We start from the raw sequence: 26,155 nt of genomic DNA, 5'->3' as shown, positions 1-26,155 counted from the left end.
CTGCCGATTCTACAAGAAAGATTACCGGAAAAACCGCGGGGCGGGCAGCATTTGTATGCTGGCCGCCCCGCGGGAGTGGATCTGCCTGATCCGGGGTGCGATGGTCGCTTAGATTGCCTTGGCCAATTGCGCCGCGATACCGATGTAGTTACCTGGCGTCATGGTCAGCAGCACGTCCTTGGCATCCTGCGGGATGGCCAGGCCATTGACGAAGGTTTGCAGCGCTTCTTTCGAGATGCCCTTGCCGCGCGTCAGCTCTTTCAGCTGCTCGTACGGGTTTTCGATGCCATAGCGGCGCATCACGGTTTGTACAGGCTCGGCCAGCACTTCCCAGGTGGCGTCCAGGTCTTGCGCCAGGCGCGCGTGGTTCACTTCCAGCTTGTTCAGGCCGCGCAGGCAGCTGTCATAGGCCAGCAGGGTGTAGCCCAGGCCCACGCCGATATTGCGCAGCACGGTCGAATCGGTCAGGTCGCGCTGCATGCGCGAGACGGGCAGTTTTTCCGACAGGTGTTTCAGCACGGCGTTGGCCAGGCCCAGGTTGCCTTCCGAGTTCTCGAAGTCGATCGGGTTGACCTTGTGCGGCATGGTCGACGAACCGATTTCGCCCGCTTTCAGTTTTTGCTTGAAGTAGCCCAGCGAGACGTACGTCCAGATGTCGCGGTTCAGGTCCAGCAAGATCGTGTTGGCGCGCGCGAAGGCGTCGAACAGTTCGGCCATGTAATCGTGCGGCTCGATCTGGATGGTGTACGGGTTGAAGACCAGGCCCAGGCGCTGTTCGATGACGGCTTGCGAGAATGCCGGCCAGTCGAAGCCGGGGTAGGCGGACAAATGGGCGTTGTAGTTGCCGACGGCGCCATTCATCTTGCCGAGGATTTCCACTTGCTCGATGCGTTTCACGGCGCGCTGCAAGCGGGCCACGACGTTGGCGAATTCCTTGCCCAGGGTGGTCGGGCTGGCCGTCTGGCCGTGCGTGCGCGACAGCATCGGCACGTCCGCGTTGTCGTGCGCGATCTGCGTCAGCCTGGTCACCAGGCCTTGCAGGGCCGGCAGCATCACGCCATCGCGCGCGGCTTTGAGCATCATGCCGTGCGAGGTGTTGTTGATATCTTCCGAGGTGCAGGCGAAATGGATGAATTCCGACGCCGCCACCAGTTCCGGCACGTCCGCCACTTGTTCCTTCAGCCAGTACTCGACTGCCTTGACGTCATGGTTGGTGACCGCTTCGATGGCCTTGATGCGGGCCGCGTCGGCTTCCGAGAAATCGGCTGCCATCTTGTCGAGCAGGGCGCTCGCTTCCGCCGAGAACGGCTTGATTTCAGCGAAACCGGCTTGCGACAGCGCTTGTAGCCAGGAGATTTCCACTTTCACGCGGTGGTGCATGAAACCGGCTTCGGACAGGATCGGGCGCAGCAGATCGGTCTTGCTGGCGTAGCGGCCATCGAGCGGAGACAGGGCCGACAGCGTGGAATACGGAGTAGTAGAAGTCATGAGAGCGGACGCAAGTTAAAGAAACGGTTGGCGTGTGGCGCGCGGGGAGGGCAGGGCTATTGCAATACAGCAACACTGACGGCGCCACAGTAAAGGGCGATTTTACCACCGCTGGCCGCTGGCCAGCCGCCCGTCGGGCTCCGGCGCACCGCAATCTGGCCGAATCCGGCCCCGATGCGGCATGCCTGCCACACTGCGGGGAGCGCCGGGTGCGTGCTGCCAAACGCCGCTGCCGCCGATGCTATACTGATTGCTGCTCCTTTACCTTAAAGTACCTATGAAACTGATCGGCTCCCTCGCCAGCCCGTATGTCCGCAAAGCCCGTATCGTGCTGGCGGAAAAAAAGCTCGACTATGTCTTTGAGCTGGAAAACGTGTGGGTGCCGGAAACCCGCATCGCCCAGGCCAATCCCCTGGGCAAGGTGCCCTGCCTGGTGATGGAGGATGGCAGCACGCTCATCGATTCGAAAGTCATCGTCGAATACCTCGACACGCTCACGCCCGTCTGTAAACTGCTGCCGGCCGGCGGCAATGGCCGCGAGCGGGCCGATATCAAGAACTGGGAAGCGCTGGCCGACGGCATTCTCGACGCGGGCGTGCTGGTGCGCCTGGAGCGCACGCAGCGCCCGCCCGAGCAGCAAAGCGCGGCCTGGATCGCGCGCCAGCTCGACAAAATCACGCTGGGTCTGGCCGCGCTGGAAGCACGCCTGGGCGAGAGCGCGTATTGCGCCGGCAAGAATTACACGCTGGCCGACGTGGCCGTGGGCTGCGCGCTGGGCTGGCTCAGCTTCCGCTTCCCGGAAATCGACTGGCGCGCGGACCATCCCGCGCTGGCGCGCCTGTTCGATAAATTGTCCGAGCGGCCATCGTTCAAGGATACCGTGCCGCAGTGAGCGTACGATGACCGGTACTGATTCGAAGGCGCAGCAACGCCTGCAGATGGCCGATATCGCGCGCCTGGCCGGTGTGTCGACGTCCACCGTGTCGCGCGCGTTGAGCGGCAGTTCGCTGGTCAACGAAGAGACGCGCGCGCGCGTCATCGCGCTGGCCCGTTCGCTCAAGTATTCCATCAATATCGGCGCGCAAAACCTGCGCCTGAAACAGAACCGCACGGTCGGCGTGGTGGTGCCGTATGACGCGGCCACGCGCCAGCACCTGTCCGATCCTTTTTTCCTCAGCATGCTGGGCAGCCTGGCCGATGCGCTGACGGAGCAGGGCTTCGACATGCTCATTTCGCGCGTGGATGCCGAAACGCTCGATGCGGCCGCTCAGTCTTTCGATAGCGGCCGCGTGATCGGCATCATCCTGATCGGCCAGTGGCGCCACCATGAACAACTGAACCAGCTGGCCGCGCGCCAGGTGCCCATCGTGGTGTGGGGCGCGCAATTGCCGCAACAGCTGTATTGCACCGTCGGCGGCGACAACGTCGCCGGCGGCAGGCTGGCCACGGAACACTTGCTGGCGGCGGGGCGCACGCGCATCGCCTTCTTTGGCGACGCCAAGCTGCCCGAAGTGGCGCAGCGCCACCAGGGTTATGCGCAGGCGCTGGGCGCGCAAGGTCTGGTGCCCGACCCGCAGCTGTACGTGGCCGGCTCCTTCCTGCCGCAGGGCGGCGCGACGGACGTGCAGGAACTGCTGGACCGCCACCTGCCGTTCGATGCCATCTTTGCCTGCAGCGACTTGCTGGCCATGAGCGCCATCAGCGCCCTGCGCGCGCGCGGCGTGGCCGTGCCGGAGCAGGTGGCCGTGGTCGGTTACGACGATATCGAACTGGCCGCGTATTTCCACCCGCCGCTGACCACCGTGCGCCAGCCGATCCGCGCCGCCGGGCGCGCGCTGGTGGCCTCGCTGCTGGCGCTGGTCGACGGCGCAGCAGCGCCATCCCAGCAATTGCCAACCGAGCTGATCGTACGCGCCTCGGGCAGCTGAAGCGCCATTGTCAGTGGTTGCAACCGATTGCAATAATTTCAAATTTTCCCGTTTATTTTCATGCTGCAGCGCAGCATGAAAAGCCCTGTTATCGCCTCATTCATCGCATTTTTCCAGCTATTTTGCCCGTAGCAATCTCTTAAAAACAACAATATTTTCATGTTGCAGTGCTCGATTGCAATCGATTGCAATAAATTCTTATTCGTTGAATAATGACGTACCGGCTCAGCCAGCGCGCCACGGCATGCAGCGGCCAGGACTCATAACAAGCGGATACCTCGATGTATCGGCATACAACACTGGAGACAAGATGAAGACACGTACTGCTCAACGCGGCTGCATGGCCGCAGCCGTCGCCCTGGCCATGCTGCAATTGGGTGCCGCCCAGGCACAATCGACCGGCGACACCGCCAGCGCCGCTCCCGCCGATGGCCTGAACCTGGAACGCATCGTGGTCACGGGCACCACCGGCGGCACATCCAAAATGAAATCGAGCAATTCCGTCAGCAGCATGGAACTCGACACCATCCTGCACAACGCGCCCACCAGCGCCGCCGAAGTCCTGCGCTCGGTGCCGGGCTTGCGGGCCGAGTCCTCGGGCGGCGAAGGCAATGCCAACATCACCGTGCGCGGCTTGCCCATTTCCGCCGGCGGCGCGCGCTATGTGCAGATCCAGGAAGATGGCTTGCCGGTGCTGCAGTTCGGCGACTTCAACTTCACCACGCCCGACAGCTTCGTCAAGATCGATTCCACCCTGGACCACCTGGAAGTAGTGCGCGGCGGTTCGGCCTCCACCCTGGCCACCAATTCGCCGGGCGGCATCATCAATTTCATCAGCAAGAATGGCAAGGAGCAGGGTGGCAGCGTGGCCATCAGCCGTGGCCTGGGCTACGACCAGACAAGGGTCGATTTTGATTATGGCGCACCGATCTCGGAGCGCACGCGCTTCTTCATCGGCGGCTCCTGGCGCACGGGCGAAGGCATCCGCCACAGTGGCGTCAACAGCGAAAAGGGCGGCCAGATCCGCGGCAATATCACGCATGAATTCGACAGCGGCTTCGTGCGCCTGTCGTTCAAGCACCTCGACGACCAGTCGCCCACGGCCCTGCCGGTACCGGTCAGCGTGCGCAATGGCCGCATCACGGAAATCGCCGGCATCGACCCGCGCAAGGCCAGTTTCTATTCGCCGTACTGGGTGCCCGACATGGTGCTGAACAAGGATAACCAGCGCGTGGCCACCCGCGTCAACGACGGCTTGCACGTCAAAAGCGATACCGTGGGACTGGAAGCATCGTTCAAGCTGGGGCAGGGCTGGAGCGTGAGCGAAAACTTCCGCTACGCCGACAATGCGGGCCGTTTCACGGGCGTGTTCCCATCGAATAACGGCAGCGACGGCAGCTATGTGTTTGCCAGCGGCCCGAATCAGGGCAAGCCCTACACCGGCCGCGCGTTTTCCGCCGTGGTGTTCAATACCTCGATCGACGACGCCAGCAATACCCTGAGCGACACCAAGCTGGCCAAGACGTTTGTTCTGGACAGCGGCAAGCTGACCACCACGGCCGGCCTGTATCTGTCGCAGCAAAAGCTGGGCCTGACCTGGAACTTCAATGAATACCTGATGCAGGCCACGGGCGACCAGCCGGCGCTGCTGCAGACGGCCAGCAGCACGCCAGGCTTCATCGGCCCGGCCTTCGGCGCCTGCTGCTCGCGCGCCGTCGACATGGAATACCGCACGACGTCGCCCTACCTGAACCTGGCCTGGGAAAGCGGCGCGCTGAACCTCGACGGCGGCCTGCGGCGCGACCGCCAGCACGCCAGCGGCACGGCCAATATCGCCACCGGCGCGCAAGCGTATCTGCCATCGACGGTACAGCAGGTCGATTACACCCTGGGCCACACTTCGTACTCGCTGGGCGCGAACTACAAGCTGCAAGCGAACCTGGCCGTGTTTGCCCGCGTCAGCGAAGGCGTGGCGTTCAATGCCGACCGCATCCTGTTCGGTACGCCTCTGGATGGCAGCGTGCCGGTGGCGATGAACACCGTGCGCCAGCTTGAAGGGGGCGTGAAATGGCGGCGAGGTCCCCTGAGCACCTTCGTCACCGTGTTCCAGGCCAAGACCAAGGAAAGCAATTACGAGGCGACCACCCAGCTGCGCACGGCCAACAGCTATGAAGCCAAGGGCGTGGAGCTGGAAGCGGCCTACAGCGCCGGCGACTTCCGCATCAATGGCGGCCTGACATTCACAGATGCCGAGATCACGGGCACGGCGGCGGCCGACGTGGCGCTGATCGGCAACACGCCGCGGCGCCAGGCGCGTGTCGTGTACCAGCTCGCGCCCACCTATGAATGGGGACCGGCCACCTTCGGCGCGAGCCTGGTCGGCACGGGCAAGTCGTGGGGCGACGATGCGCACACGATCACCTTGCCCGCCTACCAGGTGCTCAATGCCTTCGTCAATTACCAGCTGACGCCGCAAATGCAGGTGGCGCTGACGGCGAACAATCTGCTCAACAAGATCGGCTATACGGAAGTCGAGGGCGATGGCCATGCGGCCCGCTCGATCACGGGGCGCGCCGTCAAGGTCAGTCTGAAATACGCATTTTAAGCAAGGATAGGATTCATGATGTCGATACGCAGCCCCTTGGCGCGCCTGCTGGCGCCGCTCCCCACGCACTTGCGCGACGATGCGGCGCGCCGCTATGCGCGCCAGGAGGCGGTCTTGCTCGACCGCCTGGGCAGCCTGTATGGCCAGCGGCCGGACTTCCTGCCCTGGCTGGGCGACCTGATGGAAAGCGTGGGGCGGCTGTACGCGGCGCGCGCGCCCGAACTGCGGCGGCAGGATGCGCAGCGCGAAGCGCGGCCGGACTGGTTTGCCAGCCAGTCCATGCTGGGCTACAGTGCCTACGTGCAGCGCTTCGGCGCCAATTTGCAGGGAGTGGCCGCGCGCATTGCCCACCTGCGCGAACTGGGCGTGACGTATCTGCATTTGCTGCCGTTTTTGCGTGCGCGCGCCGGCGAAAGCGATGGCGGCTTTGCCGTCGCCAGCTTCGAGGAAGTCGACCCCGCACTGGGCAGCAATGCCGACTTGCTGGCGTTGACGGCGCAGCTGCGCGCGGCCGGCATCAGCCTGTGCTCGGACCTGATCCTCAACCACGTGGCCGACGACCATGCATGGGCGCTGGACGCCAAGGCGGGCGATCCGCTGCTGCGCGATTTTTTCCACACCTATCCCGACCGCGTGCAGCCGGACCGCTACGAGCAGACCGTGGGCCAGGTTTTCCCGCAGGCGGCGCCGGGCAATTTCACCTTCGTGCCGGAGCTCCAGCGCTGGGTCTGGACCACGTTTTACCCATACCAGTGGGATTTGAACTACGCCAATCCGGCCGTCTTCGCGGCCATGGCCGGCGCCATGCTGGGCCTGGCCAACAAGGGCATCGAGGTGTTCCGCCTCGATTCGACGGCCTTCCTGTGGAAGCGTGAAGGCACCGACTGCATGAACCAGCCCGAAGCCCACAGCCTGCTGCAAGCCTTGCGGGCGATTGCCGCCATCGTCGCGCCGGGCGTATTGCTCAAGGCCGAAGCCATCGTGCCCACACCCAAGCTGCCCGCCTACTTTGGCAGCGATGCCGCGCCCGAATGCCATATCGCCTATCACAGCAGCCTGATGGCCGCCGGCTGGGGCGCGCTGGCCGAGGAAAGCACGGACTTGCTGCAGCAGGTGATCGCCGCCACGCCGCCGCTGCCGCCGGCCGCAAGCTGGCTCAGTTATGTGCGCTGCCACGACGATATCGGCTGGAACGTGCTGCTCAATGAAGCGGGCGCGGACGGGCCGGCGCGCCTGGCGCGCATTGCCCGCTTCTTTGCCGGCACGCCCGGCAGCGGCAGCTATGCGCGCGGCGCGGCCTTCCAGAGCAGCAGTGCCGACAAGGCGCATGGCAGCAACGGCATGGCAGCCTCGCTGGCCGGCCTGGAAAGCGCCACCACGGTGCAGGAGCAGGAATACGCGTTGCGCCGCCTGCTGCTGCTGCATGGCCTGGCCTTGAGCTTTGGCGCCTTGCCGGTGCTGTACATGGGCGATGAACTGGGCATGACCAACGATTACAGCTACACGCAGCGCGCCGACCGGGCGATGGACAGCCGCTGGCTGCAGCGCCCCGCATTTGACGACAGCCTGCTGGCATGGCGCCACGATGGCGTGAGCGCCAGCGGCAGGCTGTACCTGGGGCTGCGCCAGCTGATCGACGCGCGCGGGCGCTTGCCGGCATTGGCCGCTGCTGCGCCGCGCAGCGTGCTGCCCGCCGATACGCCGGCCGTGCTGGCGCTGCTGCGCGGCGACGCGTTTCTCAACCTGAGCAATTTCAGCGGCGCCAGCCAGCGTTTCACTTTGCCCGCAGGCGAGTGGCGCAACAGCCTCGATGGCAGCGTGCTGGCCGGCACGGTAGGCTTGCAGCCCTGGCATATGCTGTGGCTGGAGCGGGAACAAGAGCAAAAACGGGAACCAGCATGAGCGACGCCAGCACGCACCGTCCGCATCTGTCGTTCTGGCAGATCGTCAACATGAATGTCGGTTTTTTCGGCATCCAGTTCAGCTTTGGACTGCAGCAAAGCAGCATGAGTCCCATCTACAAATACCTGGGCGCCGACGAGGCGAGCCTGCCATATTTGTGGCTGGCCGGTCCCATGACGGGGTTGCTCGTGCAACCGCTGATCGGCGCCATGAGCGACCGCACGGTGACGCGCTGGGGCCGCCGCACGCCGTACTTCCTGATCGGCGCCATCCTTTGCAGCCTGGGCCTGCTGGCCATGCCCTTCAGTCCCACCCTGTGGATGGCCGCCAGCCTGCTGTGGATACTCGACGCGGCGAACAACGTGACGATGGAGCCGTACCGCGCCTTCGTCAGCGACAAGCTCGACAAGAAGCAGCATTCGCTGGGCTTTCTCACGCAAAGTGCGTTTACGGGGTTGGGACAAACGCTGGCCTACCTGACGCCATCGCTGCTGGTCATGCTGGGCATGAACAAGGATGCCGTCAATGGCAGCCATATTCCGCACATCGTCATCGCCGCCTTCCTGATCGGTGCCGTGTTTTCCCTCGCCTCGGTGCTGTGGACCCTGAAGACGACGCCGGAAAACCCGCTCACGGCGACCGAGCTGGCGGCCATCCGCAGCCGCCCGCCGGGCTGGCGCCACACGCTGGCCGATATCGGCGCGGCCCTGCGCGAGATGCCGCCGACGATGAAGCAGCTGGCCCTCGTCAACCTGTTCCAGTGGTACGCCATGTTCTGCTACTGGCAGTACATTGCGCTGTCGCTGGCGGCGACCCTGTTCCACACGACGGACCCCGCGTCGCAAGGCTTTCGCGACGCGGGCCTGCTGAACGGGCAGGTGGGCGCCTTCTACAATTTCGTCGCCTTTGTCGCCGCCTTTGCGCTGGTGCCGTTCACGCGCCGTTTCGGACCCAAGCGCATGCACAGCCTGTGCCTGTGCGCGGCCGGCGTGGGCATGCTGAGCATCCCGCTGATCCACAGCCCGGTGCTGCTGTTGCTGCCCATGCTGGGCGTGGGCCTGGCCTGGGCCAGCATCATGGGCAATCCCTACATCATGCTGGCCGGCTGCATTCCGCCCGCGCGCACGGGCGTGTACATGGGCATCTTCAACATGTTCATCGTCATCCCGATGATCATCCAGATCTTCACCTTGCCGCTGTATTACCGCAGCTGGCTGGGCGGCAATCCGGAGAACGTCATCCGGCTGGCCGGCGCCTTGTTGCTGTGCGCGGCGGTGGCGGTACTGTTCGTCAAGCTGCGCCCACCGCAGGCCACAAAGACTTGAGGACGGACGTAAAAAAACCGGCAATTGCCGGTTTTTTTCGATGCTGCGAAACGATTACTCTTCAATCGCCATCTGGCTTTGCAGATAATTTTGAATACCGACCTTGGCGATCAGGTCGATCTGCGTTTCGAGCCAGTCGATATGCTCTTCCGTGTCTTCCAGGATCATCAGGAACAGGTCGCGCGAAACGTAGTCGCCCGCTTTTTCGCTGATGGCGATGCCTTCCTTGACGGTGGCGTGCGCGGCGCGCTCCAGCTTCAAGTCGCATTCCAGCATTTCCGGCGTGTTCTCGCCGATCAGCAGCTTGTGCAGCGCTTGCAGGTTAGGCAGGCCATCGAGCATCAGGATGCGGTCGATCAGCTTGTCGGCGTGTTTCATTTCGCCGATCGATTCTTCGTATTCCTTCTTGCCCAGCTTTTCCAGGCCCCAGTGCTTGTACATGCGCGCATGCAGGAAGTACTGGTTGATGGCCGACAGTTCGTTGGTGAGCTGTGCGTTGAGCATGCGGATGACTTCTTTATCGCCCTTCATGGGAATTCCTTTGTTCTGTGTCGCGTTCGATGATGAAACCGCAGGCTGCTGGCGTTCACTGCCGGGTGGCGCAGGGCTGCCTGGTGGCGCGCAGGTTGCCGGTTTCGCTATGCCCGCATGATAGCGCAAAATATGGGCGTTTTTTGCTGCGAAACGGTGTCTTTCCGTCTTTTTAACGTAAATATCGTGCGAATAAAACCCATTCTCAAATGGATTGTCATATTTTCCCGTTTTTTATTTGTTAAGGAAAATGCAGGCCATTCTCATTCGTGTTCATGCTGCTATTTGGTTGCGCTGAAAAGGCGGGAAATGTTGGGCCGTTCTTGCTTTTGTGTCTTCTTGGCCGCTGCCGGCGATGCGATAATCAGGCAGCGATTTTTACTGAAAAGGATAGCAAGATGATGCTGCATATACCCGGCGTGCTGACGCCGGAGCAGGTGACGCAGTTTCGCCAGCGCCTGGCGCAAACGGACTGGGTCGACGGGCGCGCCAGCGTCGGGGCGCAAGGGGCGCAAGTCAAGCGCAACCGCCAGCTGGCCGAAGGTTCGCCGCTGGCGCTGGAGCTGGGCGAGATCGTCAGCCGCGCGCTGATGGCCAATCCGCTGTTCTTTGCCGCCGTGCTGCCGCTGCGCATCCTGCCGCCGTTCTTCAACAGCTATGCGGGCGGCGAACACTATGGCCTGCATATCGACGGCGCCATCCGCACGCCGAAAAACGGCATGCAGTCGATGCGCGCCGACGTCTCCTCGACCGTGTTCCTGAGCGAGCCGGATGAATACGAAGGCGGCGAGCTGGTGGTGGTCGATGCCTATGGCACGCATGAGGTAAAACTGCCGGCGGGCGACGTGATCGTGTATCCGTCGAGCAGCGTGCATCAGGTGCTGCCCGTCACCAGCGGCGAGCGTATCTGTTCCTTCCTGTGGACGCAAAGCATGGTGCGCGAAGACTGGAAGCGCACCATGCTGTTCGAGCTCGATCAGAACATCCAGAGCGTGCGCGGCGAGCACGGCGATTCGCCGGCGACGGTGGGTCTGACGGGGCATTATCACAACCTGCTGCGGATGTGGGCGGAGATGTGATCGTGGCGGTGTCGGATTACGCGTGGCCTTTGGCCGCGCTAATCCGACTTACGATACTGCGTGCAGCACTGGCAAAAAAAAGTCTGCCTGGCCCGGGGATGTAGGCTGGCAGACTGAAACAAGCAGTTGCTTGACTGGTACAGAAAACAGGGCGCAAAAAAGCAAGCAGGGCACAGGGTGCGGTGCTTGCGGGCTGGCAGCGGCGCGAAGGCCGCCGGAAGGCTAGCTCAGTTGGAAGGTCAGCGGTACTAAAACGTAGACGGGGACAGGCTTGCCGTTTTCGATCATCGGCTTGAACAGTGCGCGCTGCGCCGCCTGGCGGCCCGCTTCATCGAGGTTGCTGTAGCCGGTCGATTTCTGGATCAGGATTTGCTCCGGCAAACCCTTTTCATTGATCAGGATGCGCAACACCACGGTGCCACTTTCGCCCAGTCGGCGCGACAGATTCGGGTAGATCAGTTGCGGCGCCTTGATGTATTCGACGCTGCTGACGGTGCGCGGCGTGGACGGCGCAGGTGGCGTCGGCGATGGTGCGGCTGGCGCAGTCGGCGCGGCGGTGGCCACGGGGGCTGCTTCGGCGCGCGTCGGCTGCGGCGGCGTGATCGTCGGTTCGCTCGGCGCCACGGCGATCAGCGGCAGTGGCGGGATCACGGCGCGCGGCACGGGAGCACTCAGTTCCACGGTTTTTGGCACCGACGGTGCCGGCGGCTTGGGTGGCGCCGGCGGGGCGATGATGCTGATGGTGGTGATGGTCGGCATGGCCGCCGTGACGACGCGGCTCAACAGGCCACTCTGGATGGCGTAAAAGCCGGCGAGATGCAGGACGACGATGGCCATCAGCGGCCCGAACTTGTTGCGCTTCTTGTCGAAGTCGGCAACTTGTTGCACGGCCTGCACCGTTACGGGCGGGGGCATCATCGTCATGGCGTTCATCGCTTTCTTTAGTTTGTCAGTACAGCTCGCATCAATACGGTTTCTTGCAGCACTACGGTGGCGCTCAGGTGATCGTTCAGCACCTCCCGCGCGCAGGTATGGCATTTGCCGCAGCAGGTGGCCACGCCCAGGTCGCGGCGCAGTTCGGCCATGCTGGACAGGCCAAGATCGACGGCTTGACGGATTTCACGATCAGATATGTTGTTGCAGACACATACAATCATTGATACACCTTCTGGCTGGAGGATGAACAGACACTAGTGCTCGGAAGCATTGTTGCTAGTGTTTTAATGAGAATCATTATCATTACGTTTCATTGTCGCGCAAAGCGGGGGACAATGCAAGCGATTTTGATCAAGTGTGCGGCGCCTCGCGGCTGGGCGCGGCGCGTGGATATGGCCTGCGTGCGCATGGCGTAGCCCTTGACAGGGGCCACTCTCCGGGCTAAATAAAAACAATTCGCATTCATGTTTATAATGCTGGTATTGTCTCGGACGGTCGCCGTCCGGACAATTGGAAAGGCCGCTTGTCGGTAATGCGCAACAGTTGCGTTTTGCCTCACAACACCCAGGACATGCGCCGCGCGCAGCAGTTTGTCCCGGTGTTCTTAATTTGAACGGAATTTGCTCATGACTCTAGTTCCACCCTTGATGACGCTCGACGCGCTGGCAGTCGGCCAGAGCGGCACGGTGTTGCATATCACGCCCCACACGGCAGGACAGACGGAAGATGGCGTTGACCTCGCCCGCCGCTTGATGGAGCTGGGATTCGTTCCTGGCGAACATATCCGCATGCTCAAGCGCGGTATTCCCGGCGGCGACCCGCTGGCCATCAAGGTCGGCAATGCCACGTTCGCACTGCGCCGCTTCGAAGCGGCGCTGATCACGATTCAACCGCTGCTTCAACCGGAATAACCATGGGTGCTGTCGAAACTATCGTCGATGCGGGCGTGCACAAAGCACCGCATCAGCCACAAATTGCCTTGCTGGGCAATCCGAACTGCGGCAAGACCGCCCTGTTCAACCGTTTGACGGGCGCGCGCCAGAAAGTGGCGAACTACGCCGGCGTGACCATCGAGCGCAAGGAAGGCCATTTCACTTCGCCCGCCGGCACGCCCGTGCGCCTGCTCGATTTGCCCGGCGCCTACAGCCTGTCAGCCACCACGCCCGATGAAGCCATCACGCGCGACGTGGTGGGCGGCATGCGCCGCGGCGAGCCGCGCCCGGACGCCATCATCTGCGTCGTTGACGCCACCAATTTACGCCTGAACTTGCGCCTGGTGCTGGAAGTCAAACGCCTGGGCTTGCCCATGCTGCTGGCGCTGAACATGACGGACGTGGCGCGCAAGCGCGGCATGCTGATCGATACGGCCAGGCTGGCGCAGGAACTGGGCATGCCCGTGGTGGAAACGGTCGCGGTGCAGCACGATGGCGAAAAAGCCCTGTTGAACGCCATCGACGCCATGCTGCCCCTGCCGGTCGTGGAAGCGAAACCGCTGGCGGCCATCGATGCCGTCAGCGTCGAAGAAACCCAGCGCGAAGTGCGGCGCATCCTGGCCGCCGTCAGCAACGACAGCAGCGACACGGGCAACCTGACGGAAAAAATCGACGACGTGGTGCTGCACCCCGTGTTCGGGCCCCTCATCCTGGCCGTGCTGATGTTCCTGATCTTCCAGGCCGTGTTTGCCTGGGCAGCCACGCCGATGGAAATGATCACCGATGGCGTGGGCCACCTGGGTGCCCTGCTGACGGCGAACATGCCCGATGGTCATCTGAAGAGCTTGCTGGTGGAAGGCATCATCGGCGGCGTCGGCAGCGTGCTGGTATTCCTGCCGCAAATCCTGATCCTGTTCTTCTTTATCCTGAGCCTGGAAGACTGCGGCTATCTGCCGCGCGCGGCCTTTTTGCTGGACCGCCTGATGGGCGGTGTGGGCCTGTCGGGCCGCGCCTTCATCCCGCTGCTGTCGAGCTTTGCCTGCGCCATTCCCGGCGTGATGGCGGCGCGCACCATCCAGAACCCGCGCGACCGCCTGGTCACCATCATGATCGCGCCGCTGATGACGTGTTCGGCGCGTTTGCCCGTGTATGCGCTGATCATCGCCGCCTTCATCCCGCAGCGCGAGGTGTGGGGCTATCTGAGCCTGCAAGGCCTGGTGCTGTTCGTGCTGTACTTTGCCGGCATCATCTCGGCCATGGCCGTGGCCTGGGTCATGAAGCGCGGCATGGGCGTGCGCGGCAACCAGCCGCTGATGCTGGAGCTGCCGGCCTACCACTGGCCGCACCTGCGCAACCTGGCCGTCAGCCTGTGGGAGCGCGCGAAGATCTTCCTGACGCGCGTCGGTACCATCATCCTGAGCCTGATGATCATCCTGTGGTTCCTCAGCACCTTCCCCGGCGCGCCGGACAACGCGATCCATCCGCCGATCTATTACAGCCTGGCGGGCATCCTGGGCCGCGGCCTGGAAGTGATCTTCGCGCCCATCGGTTTCAACTGGCAGATCTGCATCGCGCTGGTGCCCGGCATGGCGGCGCGTGAAGTGGCTGTCGGCGCCCTGGGCACCGTGTATGCGCTGTCGCAAACGGGCGACGCGCTGGCCACCACGCTCGAGCCGCTGATCGCCCATTCATGGTCGATGGCCACCGCGCTGTCCTTGCTGGCCTGGTATGTGTTCGCGCCGCAGTGCCTGTCGACCCTCTCCGTGGTGAAGCGCGAGACGGGCGGCTGGCGCTATCCGCTGCTGATGGCCGGCTACATGTTCGCGCTGGCGTATGCCGCCTCGTTCATCACGTATCGCGTCGCCCTGATGCTGGGCGCTTAGGAGAAAAGCATGTGGCAAACCCTCATCGTCGCCCTGATCGTCGCAGCCGCGCTGCTGCATTTTTCGACCAAGTACCTGCCGGCGGGCGTGCGCCGCGCCATCGTGCGTGGCCTGGTGCGCTGCGGCCTCGATGAGGCAAAAATGTCAGTCTTCTTCAAGGTGGCGCCGGGCTGCGGCAGCGGCTGCGGTTCCTGCGGCTCCTGCGACAGCCCGCCGCCACCGTCCGCCACGCCGCCGGCCGACGGCAGCAGCAAGCGCGTGATCCTGATGCAGGTACAGCGCTAAGACTTGATGTACGTCTGGCCACGGGCGTGCCCGTGGGCTACACTGGGCTTTCCGCATGGCAAGGAGTGGCAATGGCGATACTGTTGATCTTCATGTTTTTGTTTGCGATCGCCTCCTGGCTGCTGGCCAGCCGGCGTGGGCGCAATGGCGGCGTGTGGTTTGGTATCGGCCTGTTCCTTGGGCCGTTTGCCTTGCTGGCGGTGGCGGCCCTGCCGCCTGTGCCGGCACCCTGACCCTGTATTGTCAAAACCCGCAGATGCGGGTTTTTTTAGGCCTGCGCACCCGCGTGGCGCAGCCGGTACTGGCGCGGCGAGCAGGCCATGACGCGTTTGAAGGCATGGCTGAAGGCGCTGTCGGAATCGTAGCCCAGCGCCTGCGCGATCGCGGCGATGGGCGCGCCGCTGTCCTTCAGGCGCCGCGTGGCCAGGCGCATGCGCCAGCGCAGCAGGTAGTCGAGCGGCGCCACGCCCACCCTGGTCTTGAAATGCAGGGCAAAGGCGGAGCGCGACTGGCCCGCGACGGCGGCCAGCTGCGCCAAGGTCCAGCGCTGCGCCGGCTGCGCATGCATCGCCTCGATGGCCGCGCGCAGGCGGGGATCGGCCAGCGCGAACAGCCAGCCAGCCGGGTGCGAGGCTTGCGCTGCCAGATACTGGCGCAGCATCTGCAGCAGCATCATGTGGCCCAGGTGGCGCGTCATCAGCGCCGCGCCGGGCGCCGTCGCCTGCAATTCCTGCGCCAGCCGTTGCAGGGCCCAATGCAGCACGCTGGCCTGGTCCGTGTCGCCGCGCACCTGCAGCAGCGGCGGCAGGCAGTCGAGCAGGATGGCCGCTTCGTCGCCAAAGCTGAAGCGTCCGCCGATCAGGAAAAAATCGTGCTGCGGCGCGCCGTGGTGGGCCACGCCGTGCTGCGCGTGCCGGTACACGTCGAGCGCCGGTGCGGCCGGCAAGCCGGGTGTGCTGGCCAGGGTGAACGCACGCCCCGGCGCCAGCAGGAAGCAGTCGCCCGTCTGCAGTTGCACGGGAGCGTCGATGCCGGCGACCGTCAGCCAGCAGCCGCCTTCGATCACAGCGTTGAACTTGATGCCGTCCGGCGGCGGAAAGTCGATGGCCCAGTCACCGCCCGCCTTCAGGCCGGCAAAGTAGGAACTGCGCGTATCAAGCAGCGAGAGTACATCGGAGAGTAAATCCATGGCGGGGTTCAATTCTGGACGATAGCGACAGTATTAAAGATTTTACGCCATTCACAGTCCAGATTTCGGCGCGCACAATGGGTTTCTATCCATCACGTCCAAGCAGCCATCATGACCCATACCACTACCTTTCAAACTCCCCTGCATTCCGGCTTCGACGCCACCACGACCGCCACCGAGGCGCTGGCCGGGCGCGACCTGTCCGGCGTGCATGCCATCGTCACGGGCGGCGCCTCGGGCCTGGGGCTGGAAACGGTGCGCGTGCTGGCCGGCGCCGGCGCCCGTGTACTGGTGCCGGCGCGCGACCCGCATCAGGCGCAGGCGGCCCTGGATGGCATGGCCGGCGTGGAGGTCGCCGCGCTCGACCTGCTCGATCCGCAATCGATCGACGCCTTTGCCGCCGCCTTTCTTGCCTCCGGCCGCGCCCTGCACATGCTGCTCAACGGCGCCGGCATCATGGCCACGCCCCTGCTGCGCGATGCGCGCGGCTACGAGGCGCAATTCGCGACGAATCACCTGGGGCATTTCCAGCTGACGGCACGCCTGTGGCCAGCTTTGCGGCAGGCGCAAGGCGCGCGCGTGGTGTGCGTGTCGTCGCTGGGACACCGGCAGGGCGGCGTCGACCTGGATGACCCGCATTTCCTGCGCCAGCCGTACGACAAATGGCGCGCGTATGCGCAGTCGAAAAGCGCCAATGCCTTGTTTGCCGTGGAGCTGGACCGGCGCGCCGCAGCGCACGGCGTGCGCGCCTACTCGCTGCATCCGGGCGCCATCCTGACGCCGCTGCTGCGCCACCTCGACCTCGATGACATGCGCCGCGTGGGCGCGCTGGACGACGCAGGCCAGGTGAATCCGCCCCCGCAATCGGGCTTCAAGAATGTGGCGCAGGGTGCCGCCACGGCCGTCTGGTGCACCACCAGCGCGCAGCTCGATGGTATCGGTGGCGTGTATTGCGAGGATTGCGATATCGCCACCCTGGTGGAGGACGACAGCACGGGGCCGGGCGTGCGGCGCTGGGCCGTCGATCCCGCGCAGGCACGCCGGCTATGGGCGCTCAGTGAGCAGATGACGGGCGTGCGCTTCGATTGCGGCGCGGCATAAAAAATGCCGGGCAATGCCCGGCAGGTACAGGAGGGCGGCGTGGCTTTACGCCTGGCCAGCCAGTTTTTCCACGACCGGCACCAGCGCGGCCGGGCGGCAGCCGAAGGCGGCCAGGCGGCCTTGCGCGTGGGGCGCCAGGTCCAGGTCATACGGCAAACGGCCCGCTACCAGCCACAGTTTATCCTGCGGCAGGGCCTCGACCAGGCGGCGCTGGCCCTCGACGAACATGGCGTTATACGTTTGCAGCACGATCTGCTGCGCGCCTTGCGCAAAGGCGATGGCCTCGTTGACCTCTTCGTCCAGCGCTTCGGCCGATAGCGCATATTCGCGCACGTCCAGGCCTGCCGCCAGGAGCGCCGGCAGCATGGAGCTGCGCGCTTCCTTGTTGCGGCCCAGCGCCACTTCGTCGATCTCGCTGCGCGAACGCACTTCCACCGTCAGCAGGGTCACGGGCAGGCTGGCGTCGAGCGCGCGGTATGCGCCCTGCACGCGCAAGGCGGCCTTTTGCAGCAGCTGCGACAGGGCCATGGCGGCCGGCTGCATCAGCGCCGGCGGGGTAACCGGGCGTGTGCGCCAGTCGCGCACGGCGCGGTTGCGCTTGAGTTCAGCCACGCGCGCGCAAGCCGCGTCGATGCGCGAGAGCGCAATGTCGCCGCGCTCCACGGCGGCGATGACGGCGTCGATGGCCGCCGTCTGCTGCGCTTCGCGGTGCGAGATGAGGACGATGTCGGCGCCCGCCTGCAAGGTGGCGATGGCGCCCTTGGCGATGCCGATGCCGTCGGCGATGGCCGCCATTTCCAGGCAGTCGGTAATGACCACGCCCTGGTATTGCATTTCACCGCGCAGCAGGTCCGTCAGCACGCCCTTCGATAGGGTGGCCGGCACGCTGGTGTCGGCTTCGAAGGCGGGGAAGACCACGTGCGCCGTCATGATGGCGTCGACGCCGCCGGCAATGGCCGCGCGGAAGGGCGCCAGTTCCACGGCGCGCAGGCGCTCCTTGTCGTGCGGCACCAGGGCCATCGCGTAATGCGTGTCGATGGCCGTGTCGCCGTGGCCGGGGAAGTGCTTGGCGGTCACGGCCATGCCGCTGGCGCGCTGGCCGCGCATGGCGGCCATGCCGTAGGCTATGACGGTGGCGGCATCCTCGCCATACGCGCGCACGCCGATGACGGGGTTGTTGCGGTTGTTGTTCACATCCAGCACGGGCGCGAGCAGCAGGTTGATGCCCACCTGGCGCATTTCATCACCGCTGATCTGGTTCATGCGCTCGCAGTCTTCCACCGAGCCGGCCGCCTGGAAGGCCATCGCCGCGGGAATCGGCGTGACGCCCTGCTCGATGCGCATCACCATGCCGCCTTCCTGATCGATGGAGATCAGCAGTGGAATGTCGGACACTTCCGCATTGATTTCCTGCAGTTCGCGGCACAGCGCGGACACTTGCGCAGGCGTGTGTACATTGCGGCGGAACAGGATCACGCCGCCCACCTTCTTTTCGCGTATCAAGGTCTTGATATGCTCGTCCGCCTGCAGGGCGTCGAAGCCCACCATGAACAACTGTCCTACTTTTTCGCGCAAACCCTGCTCCATGCTGCAACTCCTCCGGTATTGATTGTGACGACGACATACGTATTCTGGCACCGTGGTGGCGCGTCGTGGCGTTCACCGGAAAAGCTGCCTGCGTTTTGTACTTGTTTTGGTATTGTATTGGATTTGGGTATTTGCGCAAGTGGTTATTAAGTGGTATTGCTCCGCTTGCGCAAACGCCGTATCAATCGAGGCGCTGGAATGATACCGCCTGAGCCTTGGGCCAGTACAGGCCGAACACGGGCGGCAGCTGCGGCAGCTGGCTCGGGTCGAGCAGCTGGCCCGCTTCCAGGAAGGGAAGCAGGGCCGAGGCCAGTTTCACCTGGTTGGGCGAGATGCGGCGCACCAGGTGATGCGGGCGCAGTTCCTGCGGGTGCGCCAGGCCGGCGGCGGCGATCAGTTCGGCCAGCGCCTTCATGGTGTTCTGGTGGAAGTGCGCCACGCGGGCGATCTTGTCGGACACCACCAGCGCCCGCTGGCGCTGCGGGTCTTGCGTGGCCACGCCCGTGGGGCAGCGGTCCGTGTGGCAGCTTTGCGACTGGATGCAGCCCAGCGCGAACATGAAGCCGCGCGCCGAATTGCACCAGTCGGCGCCCAGCGCCAGCAGGCGGGCGATGTCGAAGGCCGTGATGATCTTGCCCGAGCAGCCGATCTTGATCTTCGCGCGCAGGTTGGCGCCCACCAGGGTGTTATGCACCAGCACCAGCGCTTCCTGCAGCGGCGTGCCCACATGGTCCGTAAATTCCAGCGGTGCCGCGCCCGTGCCCCCTTCGCTGCCATCGACGACGATGAAGTCGGGCGTGATGCCCGTGGCCAGCATGGCCTTGACGATGGCGAAAAACTCCCACGGATGGCCGATGGCCAGCTTGAAGCCCGTCGGCTTGCCGCCCGACAGGGTGCGCAGGCGGTCGATAAAGTGCAGCATTTCCAGTGGTGTGGAAAAGGCGCTGTGCGCCGCCGGCGAGACGCAATCCTCGCCCACCATCACGCCGCGCGTGGTGGCGATTTCGATGGTGACTTTCGGGCCGGGCAGCACGCCGCCGTGGCCGGGTTTCGCGCCCTGCGACATTTTCAGCTCGATCATTTTCACCTGCTCCGAGCTGGCGTTGGCGATGAAGCGTTCTTCCGAAAACGTGCCGTCCTGGTTGCGGCAGCCGAAATAGCCGGAGCCGATTTCCCACACCAGGTCGCCGCCGTTTTCGCGGTGATAGGGGCTGATGCTGCCTTCGCCCGTGTCGTGCATGAAGCCGCCGCTGCGCGCGCCGCCGTTCAGGGCCAGGATGGCGTTGGCCGACAGGGCGCCAAAGCTCATCGCCGAGATATTGAAGACGCTGGCCGAATACGGCTTGGTGCGGGGGCAGTCCGGGTGGTTGCCGATCTCGATGCGGAAATCGTGGCCCGTCACCTTGGCGGGGGCGATGGAGTGGTTGATCCATTCATAGCCCGCCTGGTACACGTCGAGCTGGGTGCCGAACGGGCGCTTGTCCGTCTGCTCCTTGGCGCGCTGGTAGACGATGCTGCGCTGGCTGCGCGAGAACGGCGTCGCCTCGCTGTCGCTTTCCAGGAAATACTGGCGGATTTCGGGGCGGATGCTCTCAAAAAAGAAGCGAAAATGCGCGAGGATGGGGTAGTTGCGGCGCAGGGCGCGCTTGGTCTGCAGCAGGTCGCTGATGCCGACCAGGGTCAAGGCACCGGCCAGCACGGGCAGCCAGTAATGATCGTAGTAAAACAGGGACAGGACAAAGATGGCGGCCGTCGCAATGAAGGTCAGGTAGCGAAATGGTACTAGATGCATGGGCACTCCGGTGAAGTCAGACTGATATTGCCGAGTCTACCTTCGATTCACGGAACGTGCTGGTGGGAAAGAACGCGGCGCCCGGTGGACGCCGCGTGAGGTGCTTAGCGCTGTGCTGCTCTAATGCGTGCGATGCGTTCAGTGCTGGCCGGATGGCTAGACAAGTACGGCGTGCCCTGGTCCAGCTTGCCCAGGGCGACAAACACTTGCGCCAGGTGTTCCAGCGCGATGCCGTTCTGGCGCAGCATGGCGATCGCGTAGTCGTCCGCCTCGCGCTCGACATCGCGCGAATACTTCAAGTCCAGCAGCAGTGGCGGCAAGGTTGCCACCACGGTCGACACGTCGCCGAACAGCAGCGCCGCGCCGGCGCCCACGGCCGACGTCTGGATCAGGCGCCGCGTCAGGTGGCGCTGCTGCAGATGGCCCAGTTCATGCGCCAGCACACCCATGATGGCGGCGTCGTCCGGCATCAGTGCCACCATTTCATCGGTCAGCACGATGTCGCCGGAAGGCAGGGCAAACGCGTTCGGACCGATCTTGCTCTTGCGGAACACGATGCGGTGCTCGGGCGTGCTGTCGCCGGGCGTGGCCAGGCGGGCGAACTGGCTGCGCAAGGCTTGCTGGCGCGCACCGTCGAGTTTGCTCGCTTCAAACACGTGGCTGTCGAGGAAATCGAGCACGCCCTGGCCCAGCTGCCGCTCGACGGACTGGGGAATCGCATACGCGAGCCCCTTCGCCACCACGGGCAGCAGGTACTGATAGCTGAGCCATAGGGCCAGCACCGTGGCGACCGTGGCCAGCAGGGCGCCGCGCCAGCTCTGCTGCAGCCGCACCACCCAGCCGTCGCGGTGGCCCGTGTCATGCAGCATGGCGTTGAAGGCCGCCTGGTCGGCGATCTCCAGGTAGGCGCCGTCGGGAAAGCTGACCTTGCGCACGGCGTGGCTGCTGCGTTCGGACACGTGCAGCTCGCCCAGCGGGCAGCTGCGCTCGATGTCGCCGGCCAGCACGGCCTGGCCATCGCGCACGCTGAGCGTCACGTGGTACAGGCGCGAGGTCTGGCCGTCGAAATAGCGCGCGGCCAGCGGCGCATTCGCTGTCGGGCTGTCGTTTTGCATCTTACAGCGACAGGTCGAAGTCCAGCAGGTCGACCATGCCTTCGCCCGTGGCCGATACCTGCTCTCCGGTGGCGGCGACAAAGGCGTCCAGGCTGCCGTGCACCAGCATGGACGTCGCTTCCAGGCGGTACTTCAGCCAGCGCACGTGGGCGAATGGCGAAAACAGGCCCAGGGTGACGACGATACCGAGCAGGTTGGTCAGCATGATGAAGGTGGTGCGGCCCCAGGTCAGCTGCGACTGGAACTGGTGCTGCTGCAGGCGCGTGTGGTTCCAGATCAGGTTCTGGATCATGGTCAGGAACAGCGGCAGCACGATAAACGCCCACGCATACAGGGCGGCCACGGCGCCAAAGATGCTGCCGGCCTTGGTGGCGTCATTGGCACTGGTGGCGAAGGCGGCGAAGACGCTGGCGAAGACGACAAAGATCAGCACCAGGAAACCGGCCAGCAGCAGGGCGAAGAACAGCAAATAGGTTTTGTAGAAGCTGCCAACCGTGGCGTCGAAGCTGAAATTGCTGCTGCCGAAGCGGCTCTGCGTGTGCTGGAAGCGCTTCAGGCGCTGGTGCAGGAACGGCGTCATCAGGCCAGCCGTGAAGGTGTTCAGGATGGGCAGCCACAGGAAGTATTTGTAGGCTTCCCTGGCGCTGCCGTCAAAGCCGAAGCGGATGCCGCGGTAGCTGGTGTTGTACAGCTTGAATTGCAGGCTTTTCCAGACCAGCCATGGCAGCACGGCCATCATCAGTACGAGCATGATCAGGCCGACGATGGGCGAGATCTGGAAGGCGATGTTGTAGCCGCCGATCAATACCACGGCCGCGATGCGGCCTTTCAGGATGGCCACGGCATTGCCATGGTATTCGAAGCTGCTGCCGGCCAGGTGGGTGCTGGAATAGAAATAGCGGTTGCGGCGCACCTTGGCCCAGGCGGAATAAATGCCCAGAGTGACGATGCTCAGCAGCAGGTTGACGATCCAGATACGGAAGTATTCGCTGCCGGTGGCGCTGAAGGTGATGGCTTCTTGCCTGGGAGTAGTGTTGTTTGCGTCGAAATCCACAGGGGTTTCCTTACTTATTGGAAACAAAACAAGATAAGGCAAGATTGAAAAGTTATCAATTGAAAATGCTGTTTTTGGCAATTTCTTTTGGTGTGCCGCCCCTGCCGCCGCGATTTTCCCGTCCCGGCTATACTGGAACCCAACCATCGCCTAACGGGAAACACCATGATCGTCGTCCACCATCTGAACAATTCGCGCTCGCAGCGCGTGCTCTGGCTACTCGAGGAACTGGGCCTCGACTACGAGGTCAAGCGCTACCAGCGCGACCCGAAAACCATGCTGGCACCCGCTTCGCTGAAAGCCGTCCATCCCCTGGGCAAGTCGCCCGTGATCACCGATGGCGCCCACACGATCGCTGAATCGGGCGCCATCATCGAGTACCTGATCGAGCGCTACGGCAATGGCCGATTGATACCGGCAGCGGGCACGCCGCAGAAGCTGCGCTGGACTTACTGGCTGCATTTCGCGGAAGGTTCGGCCATGCCGCCGCTGCTGATGAAGCTGGTGTTCGACAAGGTCGAATCGTCGCCCATGCCGTTTTTCGTCAAGCCGATCGCGCGCGGCATCGCCAGCAAGGTCAAGAACAGCTTCATCCTGCCGAATATCCACAGCCAGCTGGCCTATATGGAAGCGGAACTGGAGAACACCAAATGGTTTGCCGGTAATGAATTCACGGCGGCCGACATCCAGATGAGCTTTCCGCTGGAAGCGGCCGCCATGCGCGGCGGACTCGACGAGCGCCTGCCGAAGCTGACGGCGTTCCTGCAGCGCATCCACGCGCGCCCGGCGTATCAGCGTGCCCTGGAAAAAGGCGGCCCCTACGATTTCGCCAAATGAGAGCACCAAACCAAACCTACTGCGCGTCGGCATATATGGCCTGCGATGCTCACCGTACTAGAGTACGGTTGCGCTTCTCGGCCACATCTCCCTTCCGCTCGCTACGGTTTTGTTCGGTGCTGTGAGGCCGCGTGAATCCTGCCAAGGGGAATATGCTGGGAATATCCCCGGCGCCATACGGTAAAATGCCCGATTCAACCAGTATCCACTTACCGCATGGCCAGACTCCTCGCTATCGACGGCTTGAATATCGTACGCCGCGTCTACGAAGCCAGTCCTGAACCCGATTCCGACCTGAAGGCGGAGATCGCGCTGCGCCACGCGCTGTCGTCGTTCCGCACGCTCATCAATGACCACGAGCCGACGCACATCCTGCCGGCCTTCGACTTTGGCGGCCCGACCTGGCGCCACGCCCTGTATGCCGGTTACCGCGAGGGGCGCCAGCCCATGCCGCAGGTGCTGCGCGACGCCTTGCCCGGCTTTTACGCCACCCTGGCCAGCTTCGGCATGCACGTGGTCAGCATTCCCGAGGTCGAGGCCGACGACGTGATCGGCACGGCCGTCATGCGCTGGCTGCACGAGGGGCGCGGCGCGGCCGTCATCGCCACCACCGACAAGGATTTACATGGCCTGATCGCGCACGGCGCGCTGGTGTGGGACCATTTCAAGGGCATCTGGCACGACCGCGCCTGGGTCGAGAAAAAGTTCGGCGTGCCGCCGGAACTGCTGCCCGACTTGCTGGCGCTGATGGGCGACGTCACCGACAGCATCCCCGGGGTGTCGAAGATCGGCCTGAAAACGGGGGCGAAACTGTTGCGCGGTTACGGCAATATCGACGCCGTGATGGCCGGCGCGGGGATTTTGCCCGGTGCGCTGGGCGAAAGCCTGCGAAAAGAGCGGGAAATACTGTATCTTTCAAGAAAGTTAGTTGCGCTCAAAACGGATGTCACGTTGGGCGTGACCTGGAACAAGCTCGTGTGGGAAAAATAGAGCTCTTCCAGCCAGAACGCGGAATAAATCAAGCAAGGGAAGCAATCATGATGTTAAAAACAGTCCTGATCGATAGCAGCGCCGTGGCGCGCGGCCTGCTGAACACGGTCCTGACCGATGGCGGCTACGATGTCTGCGGGCAGACGCATACCAGCGCGCTGGGACTGGCGCTGCTGGTCAAGCACCATCCGCATTTCGTGTGCATCGCGCGCGAGCAGGTGGAAGACGGCAGCAATGTGGTGCAAACCATCCGCGCCCAGTACCCGAAGACGCTCATTTTCATGGTCTCGGGCGGCATCGACGCCGCCTCGCTGCAGGCGGCCCATGCGATGGGCGTGTCGGGCTTCATCGTCAAACCCTTCATGGCCGACACGGTCCTGAAAACCGTGCGCAACACGGTCATTGCCATGGTGCGCAAGCAGCAACAGGCACTGGCCGCCGCTGCGCAGGGCAATACTTAGACGCCTGCCAGGCCCGTCGCGCTGGCGATAATCCCGCCGCCCAGGCAGACATCGCCGTCATACAGCACGGCTGACTGGCCCGGCGTGACGGCCCATTGCGCCTGGTCAAACGCCAGGCTGAAGTGTTCATTCCCCTCCGGCAGCAGCTGGCAAGCCACATCGGCCTGGCGGTAGCGCGTCTTGGCGGACAGGGCGCCCGCCTGCGGCGCCACGCCCGCGACCCAGCTGGCCTGGTCCGCCGTCAAGGCGGGCGACAGCAGCCACGGATGGTCATGGCCCTGCACCACCCACAGGGTGTTATTGGCGATATCCTTGCGCGCCACATACCAGGCGTCGCTGCTGCCATCGGCATTCTGGTACGACTTCACGCCGCCGATGCCGATGCCCTTGCGCTGGCCCAGCGTATAAAAACTCAGGCCCACGTGTTCGCCTACCGTCTTGCCGTCGGCCGTTTTCATGGGGCCGGGCTGGTACGACAGATAGCGGTTCAAAAATTCGCGGAACGGGCGTTCGCCGATAAAACAGATGCCCGTCGAATCCTTCTTCTGCGCGTTCGGCAGCGCCAGCTGTTCGGCGATCTTGCGCACTTGCGTCTTCGGGATTTCACCGAGCGGAAACAGGGTTTTCGACAACTGCGCCTGGTTCAAACGGTGCAGGAAGTAGCTTTGGTCCTTGCTGGCATCGACGGCTTTCAGCAGTTCATAGCGTCCAGCGTCCGTCGGCGCCTGGCGCACGCGCGCGTAGTGGCCGGTGGCGATCAGGTCGGCGCCCAGGGTCATGGCGTGGTCGAGGAAGGCCTTGAACTTGATTTCAGCGTTGCACAGCACGTCCGGGTTCGGCGTGCGGCCGGCCTGGTATTCGCGTAAAAAATCGGCGAACACGCGGTCCTTGTATTCGGAGGCGAAATTGACGGCTTCGATATCAACGCCGATGACGTCGGCCACGCTGGCCGCGTCGATCCAGTCCTGGCGCGTGGAGCAGTATTCCGAATCGTCGTCATCTTCCCAGTTTTTCATGAACAGGCCGATGACTTCATAGCCTTGTTCCTTCAGCATCCATGCCGCGACCGAGGAATCGACCCCGCCGGACATGCCGATAACGACTTTCTTCTTGCTCATCTTGCTTTCCAGTTACT

The 26,155-nt window shown here is 63.7% G+C and carries 24 protein-coding genes; 14 read left to right on the top strand and 10 right to left on the bottom strand.

Translation table 11 applies throughout. The features are described from left to right. Positions 1-108 precede the first annotated feature (108 nt). The gene (gene purB / locus FJQ89_RS16625; RefSeq protein ID WP_141170977.1) at positions 109-1,488 is read right to left on the bottom strand and encodes an adenylosuccinate lyase; all 1,380 of its coding nucleotides are present in this window, start codon (positions 1,486-1,488) and stop codon (positions 109-111) included. A 277-nt stretch (positions 1,489-1,765) separates the two neighbouring features. Between purB and FJQ89_RS16620 the strand changes: the two genes are divergently transcribed. From FJQ89_RS16620 to FJQ89_RS16600, 5 genes are all read left to right on the top strand, one after another. After that, positions 1,766-2,380, top strand: a complete 615-nt coding sequence (locus tag FJQ89_RS16620) for a glutathione S-transferase N-terminal domain-containing protein (RefSeq protein ID WP_141170976.1) — start codon at positions 1,766-1,768, stop codon at positions 2,378-2,380. 7 nt (positions 2,381-2,387) lie between these two features. Then, the gene (locus tag FJQ89_RS16615; RefSeq protein WP_141170975.1) at positions 2,388-3,416 is read left to right on the top strand and encodes a LacI family DNA-binding transcriptional regulator; all 1,029 of its coding nucleotides are present in this window, start codon (positions 2,388-2,390) and stop codon (positions 3,414-3,416) included. A gap of 310 nt (positions 3,417-3,726) precedes the next feature. Beyond that, positions 3,727-6,021 (top strand): TonB-dependent receptor, encoded by a 2,295-nt coding sequence (locus tag FJQ89_RS16610; protein ID WP_141170974.1) that lies wholly within the window; start codon positions 3,727-3,729, stop codon positions 6,019-6,021. Positions 6,022-6,036: 15 nt separating this feature from the next. After that, entirely contained in the window at positions 6,037-7,923 is a 1,887-nt protein-coding gene (locus FJQ89_RS16605; protein WP_243136090.1) for an alpha-amylase family glycosyl hydrolase, read from the top strand. Further along, positions 7,920-9,248, top strand: coding sequence for an MFS transporter (locus FJQ89_RS16600; RefSeq protein ID WP_141170973.1), 1,329 nt, complete (start codon positions 7,920-7,922; stop codon positions 9,246-9,248). The genes FJQ89_RS16605 and FJQ89_RS16600 overlap by 4 nt, the downstream gene beginning before the upstream one ends. A gap of 54 nt (positions 9,249-9,302) precedes the next feature. Here FJQ89_RS16600 and bfr read toward each other — a convergent pair whose 3' ends face one another. Next, complete coding sequence (gene bfr, locus FJQ89_RS16595; protein WP_034745609.1) at positions 9,303-9,779, bottom strand: bacterioferritin; 477 nt, start codon at positions 9,777-9,779, stop codon at positions 9,303-9,305. Positions 9,780-10,177: 398 nt separating this feature from the next. Between bfr and FJQ89_RS16590 the strand changes: the two genes are divergently transcribed. Continuing rightward, complete coding sequence (locus tag FJQ89_RS16590; RefSeq protein ID WP_141170972.1) at positions 10,178-10,858, top strand: Fe2+-dependent dioxygenase; 681 nt, start codon at positions 10,178-10,180, stop codon at positions 10,856-10,858. Positions 10,859-11,080: 222 nt separating this feature from the next. Here FJQ89_RS16590 and FJQ89_RS16585 read toward each other — a convergent pair whose 3' ends face one another. Together FJQ89_RS16585 and FJQ89_RS16580 are read right to left on the bottom strand one after the other, a co-directional pair. Beyond that, positions 11,081-11,782, bottom strand: coding sequence for an energy transducer TonB (locus FJQ89_RS16585; protein ID WP_141170971.1), 702 nt, complete (start codon positions 11,780-11,782; stop codon positions 11,081-11,083). A gap of 17 nt (positions 11,783-11,799) precedes the next feature. After that, positions 11,800-12,015: a (2Fe-2S)-binding protein gene (locus FJQ89_RS16580; protein ID WP_071075208.1), complete on the bottom strand. Its 216-nt coding sequence runs from the start codon at positions 12,013-12,015 to the stop codon at positions 11,800-11,802. A gap of 405 nt (positions 12,016-12,420) precedes the next feature. On the opposite strand from FJQ89_RS16580, the gene FJQ89_RS16575 reads away from it, so the two are divergent. The 4 genes from FJQ89_RS16575 (at position 12,421) to FJQ89_RS28080 (ending at position 15,127) form a co-directional block, all read left to right on the top strand. Further along, on the top strand, positions 12,421-12,705 hold the full coding sequence (locus FJQ89_RS16575) for a FeoA family protein (protein ID WP_071075209.1): 285 nt from the start codon (positions 12,421-12,423) through the stop codon (positions 12,703-12,705). Positions 12,706-12,707: 2 nt separating this feature from the next. Further along, a complete protein-coding gene (gene feoB, locus FJQ89_RS16570) occupies positions 12,708-14,609 on the top strand; it encodes a ferrous iron transporter B (protein ID WP_141170970.1) in 1,902 nt (633 codons plus the stop codon). 9 nt (positions 14,610-14,618) lie between these two features. Further along, positions 14,619-14,894 (top strand): hypothetical protein, encoded by a 276-nt coding sequence (locus FJQ89_RS16565; protein ID WP_141170969.1) that lies wholly within the window; start codon positions 14,619-14,621, stop codon positions 14,892-14,894. Between the two features lie 71 nt (positions 14,895-14,965). Next, positions 14,966-15,127, top strand: coding sequence for a hypothetical protein (locus tag FJQ89_RS28080; RefSeq protein WP_168208471.1), 162 nt, complete (start codon positions 14,966-14,968; stop codon positions 15,125-15,127). Between the two features lie 35 nt (positions 15,128-15,162). On the opposite strand, the gene FJQ89_RS16560 is transcribed toward FJQ89_RS28080, so the two are convergent. After that, the gene (locus tag FJQ89_RS16560) at positions 15,163-16,083 is read right to left on the bottom strand and encodes an AraC family transcriptional regulator (RefSeq protein WP_141170968.1); all 921 of its coding nucleotides are present in this window, start codon (positions 16,081-16,083) and stop codon (positions 15,163-15,165) included. 111 nt (positions 16,084-16,194) lie between these two features. On the opposite strand from FJQ89_RS16560, the gene FJQ89_RS16555 reads away from it, so the two are divergent. Further along, a complete protein-coding gene (locus FJQ89_RS16555) occupies positions 16,195-17,184 on the top strand; it encodes an oxidoreductase (protein ID WP_141170967.1) in 990 nt (329 codons plus the stop codon). A 45-nt stretch (positions 17,185-17,229) separates the two neighbouring features. Here the strand turns inward: FJQ89_RS16555 and nagZ are convergent, their stop codons facing one another. From nagZ to FJQ89_RS16535, 4 genes are all read right to left on the bottom strand, one after another. Continuing rightward, positions 17,230-18,771: a beta-N-acetylhexosaminidase gene (gene nagZ / locus FJQ89_RS16550; protein ID WP_141170966.1), complete on the bottom strand. Its 1,542-nt coding sequence runs from the start codon at positions 18,769-18,771 to the stop codon at positions 17,230-17,232. A 181-nt stretch (positions 18,772-18,952) separates the two neighbouring features. Then, entirely contained in the window at positions 18,953-20,563 is a 1,611-nt protein-coding gene (locus FJQ89_RS16545; protein WP_141170965.1) for an FMN-binding glutamate synthase family protein, read from the bottom strand. Between the two features lie 104 nt (positions 20,564-20,667). Continuing rightward, positions 20,668-21,678, bottom strand: a complete 1,011-nt coding sequence (locus FJQ89_RS16540; protein ID WP_141170964.1) for a M48 family metallopeptidase — start codon at positions 21,676-21,678, stop codon at positions 20,668-20,670. Position 21,679: 1 nt separating this feature from the next. After that, positions 21,680-22,732 carry a YjgN family protein gene (locus tag FJQ89_RS16535; RefSeq protein ID WP_243136089.1) on the bottom strand — a complete coding sequence of 351 codons (1,053 nt, stop codon included), beginning with the start codon at positions 22,730-22,732 and terminating at the stop codon, positions 21,680-21,682. Positions 22,733-22,897: 165 nt separating this feature from the next. On the opposite strand from FJQ89_RS16535, the gene FJQ89_RS16530 reads away from it, so the two are divergent. From FJQ89_RS16530 to FJQ89_RS16520, 3 genes are all read left to right on the top strand, one after another. After that, positions 22,898-23,569 carry a glutathione S-transferase family protein gene (locus FJQ89_RS16530; protein ID WP_141170962.1) on the top strand — a complete coding sequence of 224 codons (672 nt, stop codon included), beginning with the start codon at positions 22,898-22,900 and terminating at the stop codon, positions 23,567-23,569. Between the two features lie 216 nt (positions 23,570-23,785). Further along, a complete protein-coding gene (locus tag FJQ89_RS16525; protein WP_071075219.1) occupies positions 23,786-24,559 on the top strand; it encodes a 5'-3' exonuclease in 774 nt (257 codons plus the stop codon). 50 nt (positions 24,560-24,609) lie between these two features. After that, positions 24,610-25,020 carry a response regulator gene (locus FJQ89_RS16520; protein ID WP_071075977.1) on the top strand — a complete coding sequence of 137 codons (411 nt, stop codon included), beginning with the start codon at positions 24,610-24,612 and terminating at the stop codon, positions 25,018-25,020. On the opposite strand, the gene mnmA is transcribed toward FJQ89_RS16520, so the two are convergent. Beyond that, positions 25,017-26,138: a tRNA 2-thiouridine(34) synthase MnmA gene (gene mnmA / locus FJQ89_RS16515; RefSeq protein WP_141170961.1), complete on the bottom strand. Its 1,122-nt coding sequence runs from the start codon at positions 26,136-26,138 to the stop codon at positions 25,017-25,019. The two genes, FJQ89_RS16520 and mnmA, sit on opposite strands and share 4 nt — an antisense overlap. Positions 26,139-26,155 lie beyond the last annotated feature (17 nt).

The organism is Janthinobacterium tructae, from assembly GCF_006517255.1.
GTDB classification, from domain to species: Bacteria; Pseudomonadota; Gammaproteobacteria; order Burkholderiales; family Burkholderiaceae_D; genus Janthinobacterium; species Janthinobacterium tructae.
Note: the sequence above shows the minus strand (reverse complement) of the source record. Positions and strands in the feature narration are given on the sequence as shown.

Excerpts from the sequence above, each read along its gene's own strand:
- purB (WP_141170977.1), bottom strand. The coding sequence starts at position 1,488 with ATGACTTCTACTACTCCGTATTCCACGCTGTCGGCCCTGTCTCCGCTC.
- FJQ89_RS16620 (WP_141170976.1), top strand. The coding sequence starts at position 1,766 with ATGAAACTGATCGGCTCCCTCGCCAGCCCGTATGTCCGCAAAGCCCGT.
- FJQ89_RS16615 (WP_141170975.1), top strand. The coding sequence starts at position 2,388 with ATGACCGGTACTGATTCGAAGGCGCAGCAACGCCTGCAGATGGCCGAT.
- FJQ89_RS16610 (WP_141170974.1), top strand. The coding sequence starts at position 3,727 with ATGAAGACACGTACTGCTCAACGCGGCTGCATGGCCGCAGCCGTCGCC.
- FJQ89_RS16605 (WP_243136090.1), top strand. The coding sequence starts at position 6,037 with ATGATGTCGATACGCAGCCCCTTGGCGCGCCTGCTGGCGCCGCTCCCC.
- FJQ89_RS16600 (WP_141170973.1), top strand. The coding sequence starts at position 7,920 with ATGAGCGACGCCAGCACGCACCGTCCGCATCTGTCGTTCTGGCAGATC.
- bfr (WP_034745609.1), bottom strand. The coding sequence starts at position 9,779 with ATGAAGGGCGATAAAGAAGTCATCCGCATGCTCAACGCACAGCTCACC.
- FJQ89_RS16590 (WP_141170972.1), top strand. The coding sequence starts at position 10,178 with ATGATGCTGCATATACCCGGCGTGCTGACGCCGGAGCAGGTGACGCAG.
- FJQ89_RS16585 (WP_141170971.1), bottom strand. The coding sequence starts at position 11,782 with ATGACGATGATGCCCCCGCCCGTAACGGTGCAGGCCGTGCAACAAGTT.
- FJQ89_RS16580 (WP_071075208.1), bottom strand. The coding sequence starts at position 12,015 with ATGATTGTATGTGTCTGCAACAACATATCTGATCGTGAAATCCGTCAA.
- FJQ89_RS16575 (WP_071075209.1), top strand. The coding sequence starts at position 12,421 with ATGACTCTAGTTCCACCCTTGATGACGCTCGACGCGCTGGCAGTCGGC.
- feoB (WP_141170970.1), top strand. The coding sequence starts at position 12,708 with ATGGGTGCTGTCGAAACTATCGTCGATGCGGGCGTGCACAAAGCACCG.
- FJQ89_RS16565 (WP_141170969.1), top strand. The coding sequence starts at position 14,619 with ATGTGGCAAACCCTCATCGTCGCCCTGATCGTCGCAGCCGCGCTGCTG.
- FJQ89_RS28080 (WP_168208471.1), top strand. The coding sequence starts at position 14,966 with ATGGCGATACTGTTGATCTTCATGTTTTTGTTTGCGATCGCCTCCTGG.
- FJQ89_RS16560 (WP_141170968.1), bottom strand. The coding sequence starts at position 16,083 with ATGGATTTACTCTCCGATGTACTCTCGCTGCTTGATACGCGCAGTTCC.
- FJQ89_RS16555 (WP_141170967.1), top strand. The coding sequence starts at position 16,195 with ATGACCCATACCACTACCTTTCAAACTCCCCTGCATTCCGGCTTCGAC.
- nagZ (WP_141170966.1), bottom strand. The coding sequence starts at position 18,771 with ATGGAGCAGGGTTTGCGCGAAAAAGTAGGACAGTTGTTCATGGTGGGC.
- FJQ89_RS16545 (WP_141170965.1), bottom strand. The coding sequence starts at position 20,563 with ATGCATCTAGTACCATTTCGCTACCTGACCTTCATTGCGACGGCCGCC.
- FJQ89_RS16540 (WP_141170964.1), bottom strand. The coding sequence starts at position 21,678 with ATGCAAAACGACAGCCCGACAGCGAATGCGCCGCTGGCCGCGCGCTAT.
- FJQ89_RS16530 (WP_141170962.1), top strand. The coding sequence starts at position 22,898 with ATGATCGTCGTCCACCATCTGAACAATTCGCGCTCGCAGCGCGTGCTC.
- FJQ89_RS16525 (WP_071075219.1), top strand. The coding sequence starts at position 23,786 with ATGGCCAGACTCCTCGCTATCGACGGCTTGAATATCGTACGCCGCGTC.
- FJQ89_RS16520 (WP_071075977.1), top strand. The coding sequence starts at position 24,610 with ATGTTAAAAACAGTCCTGATCGATAGCAGCGCCGTGGCGCGCGGCCTG.
- mnmA (WP_141170961.1), bottom strand. The coding sequence starts at position 26,138 with ATGAGCAAGAAGAAAGTCGTTATCGGCATGTCCGGCGGGGTCGATTCC.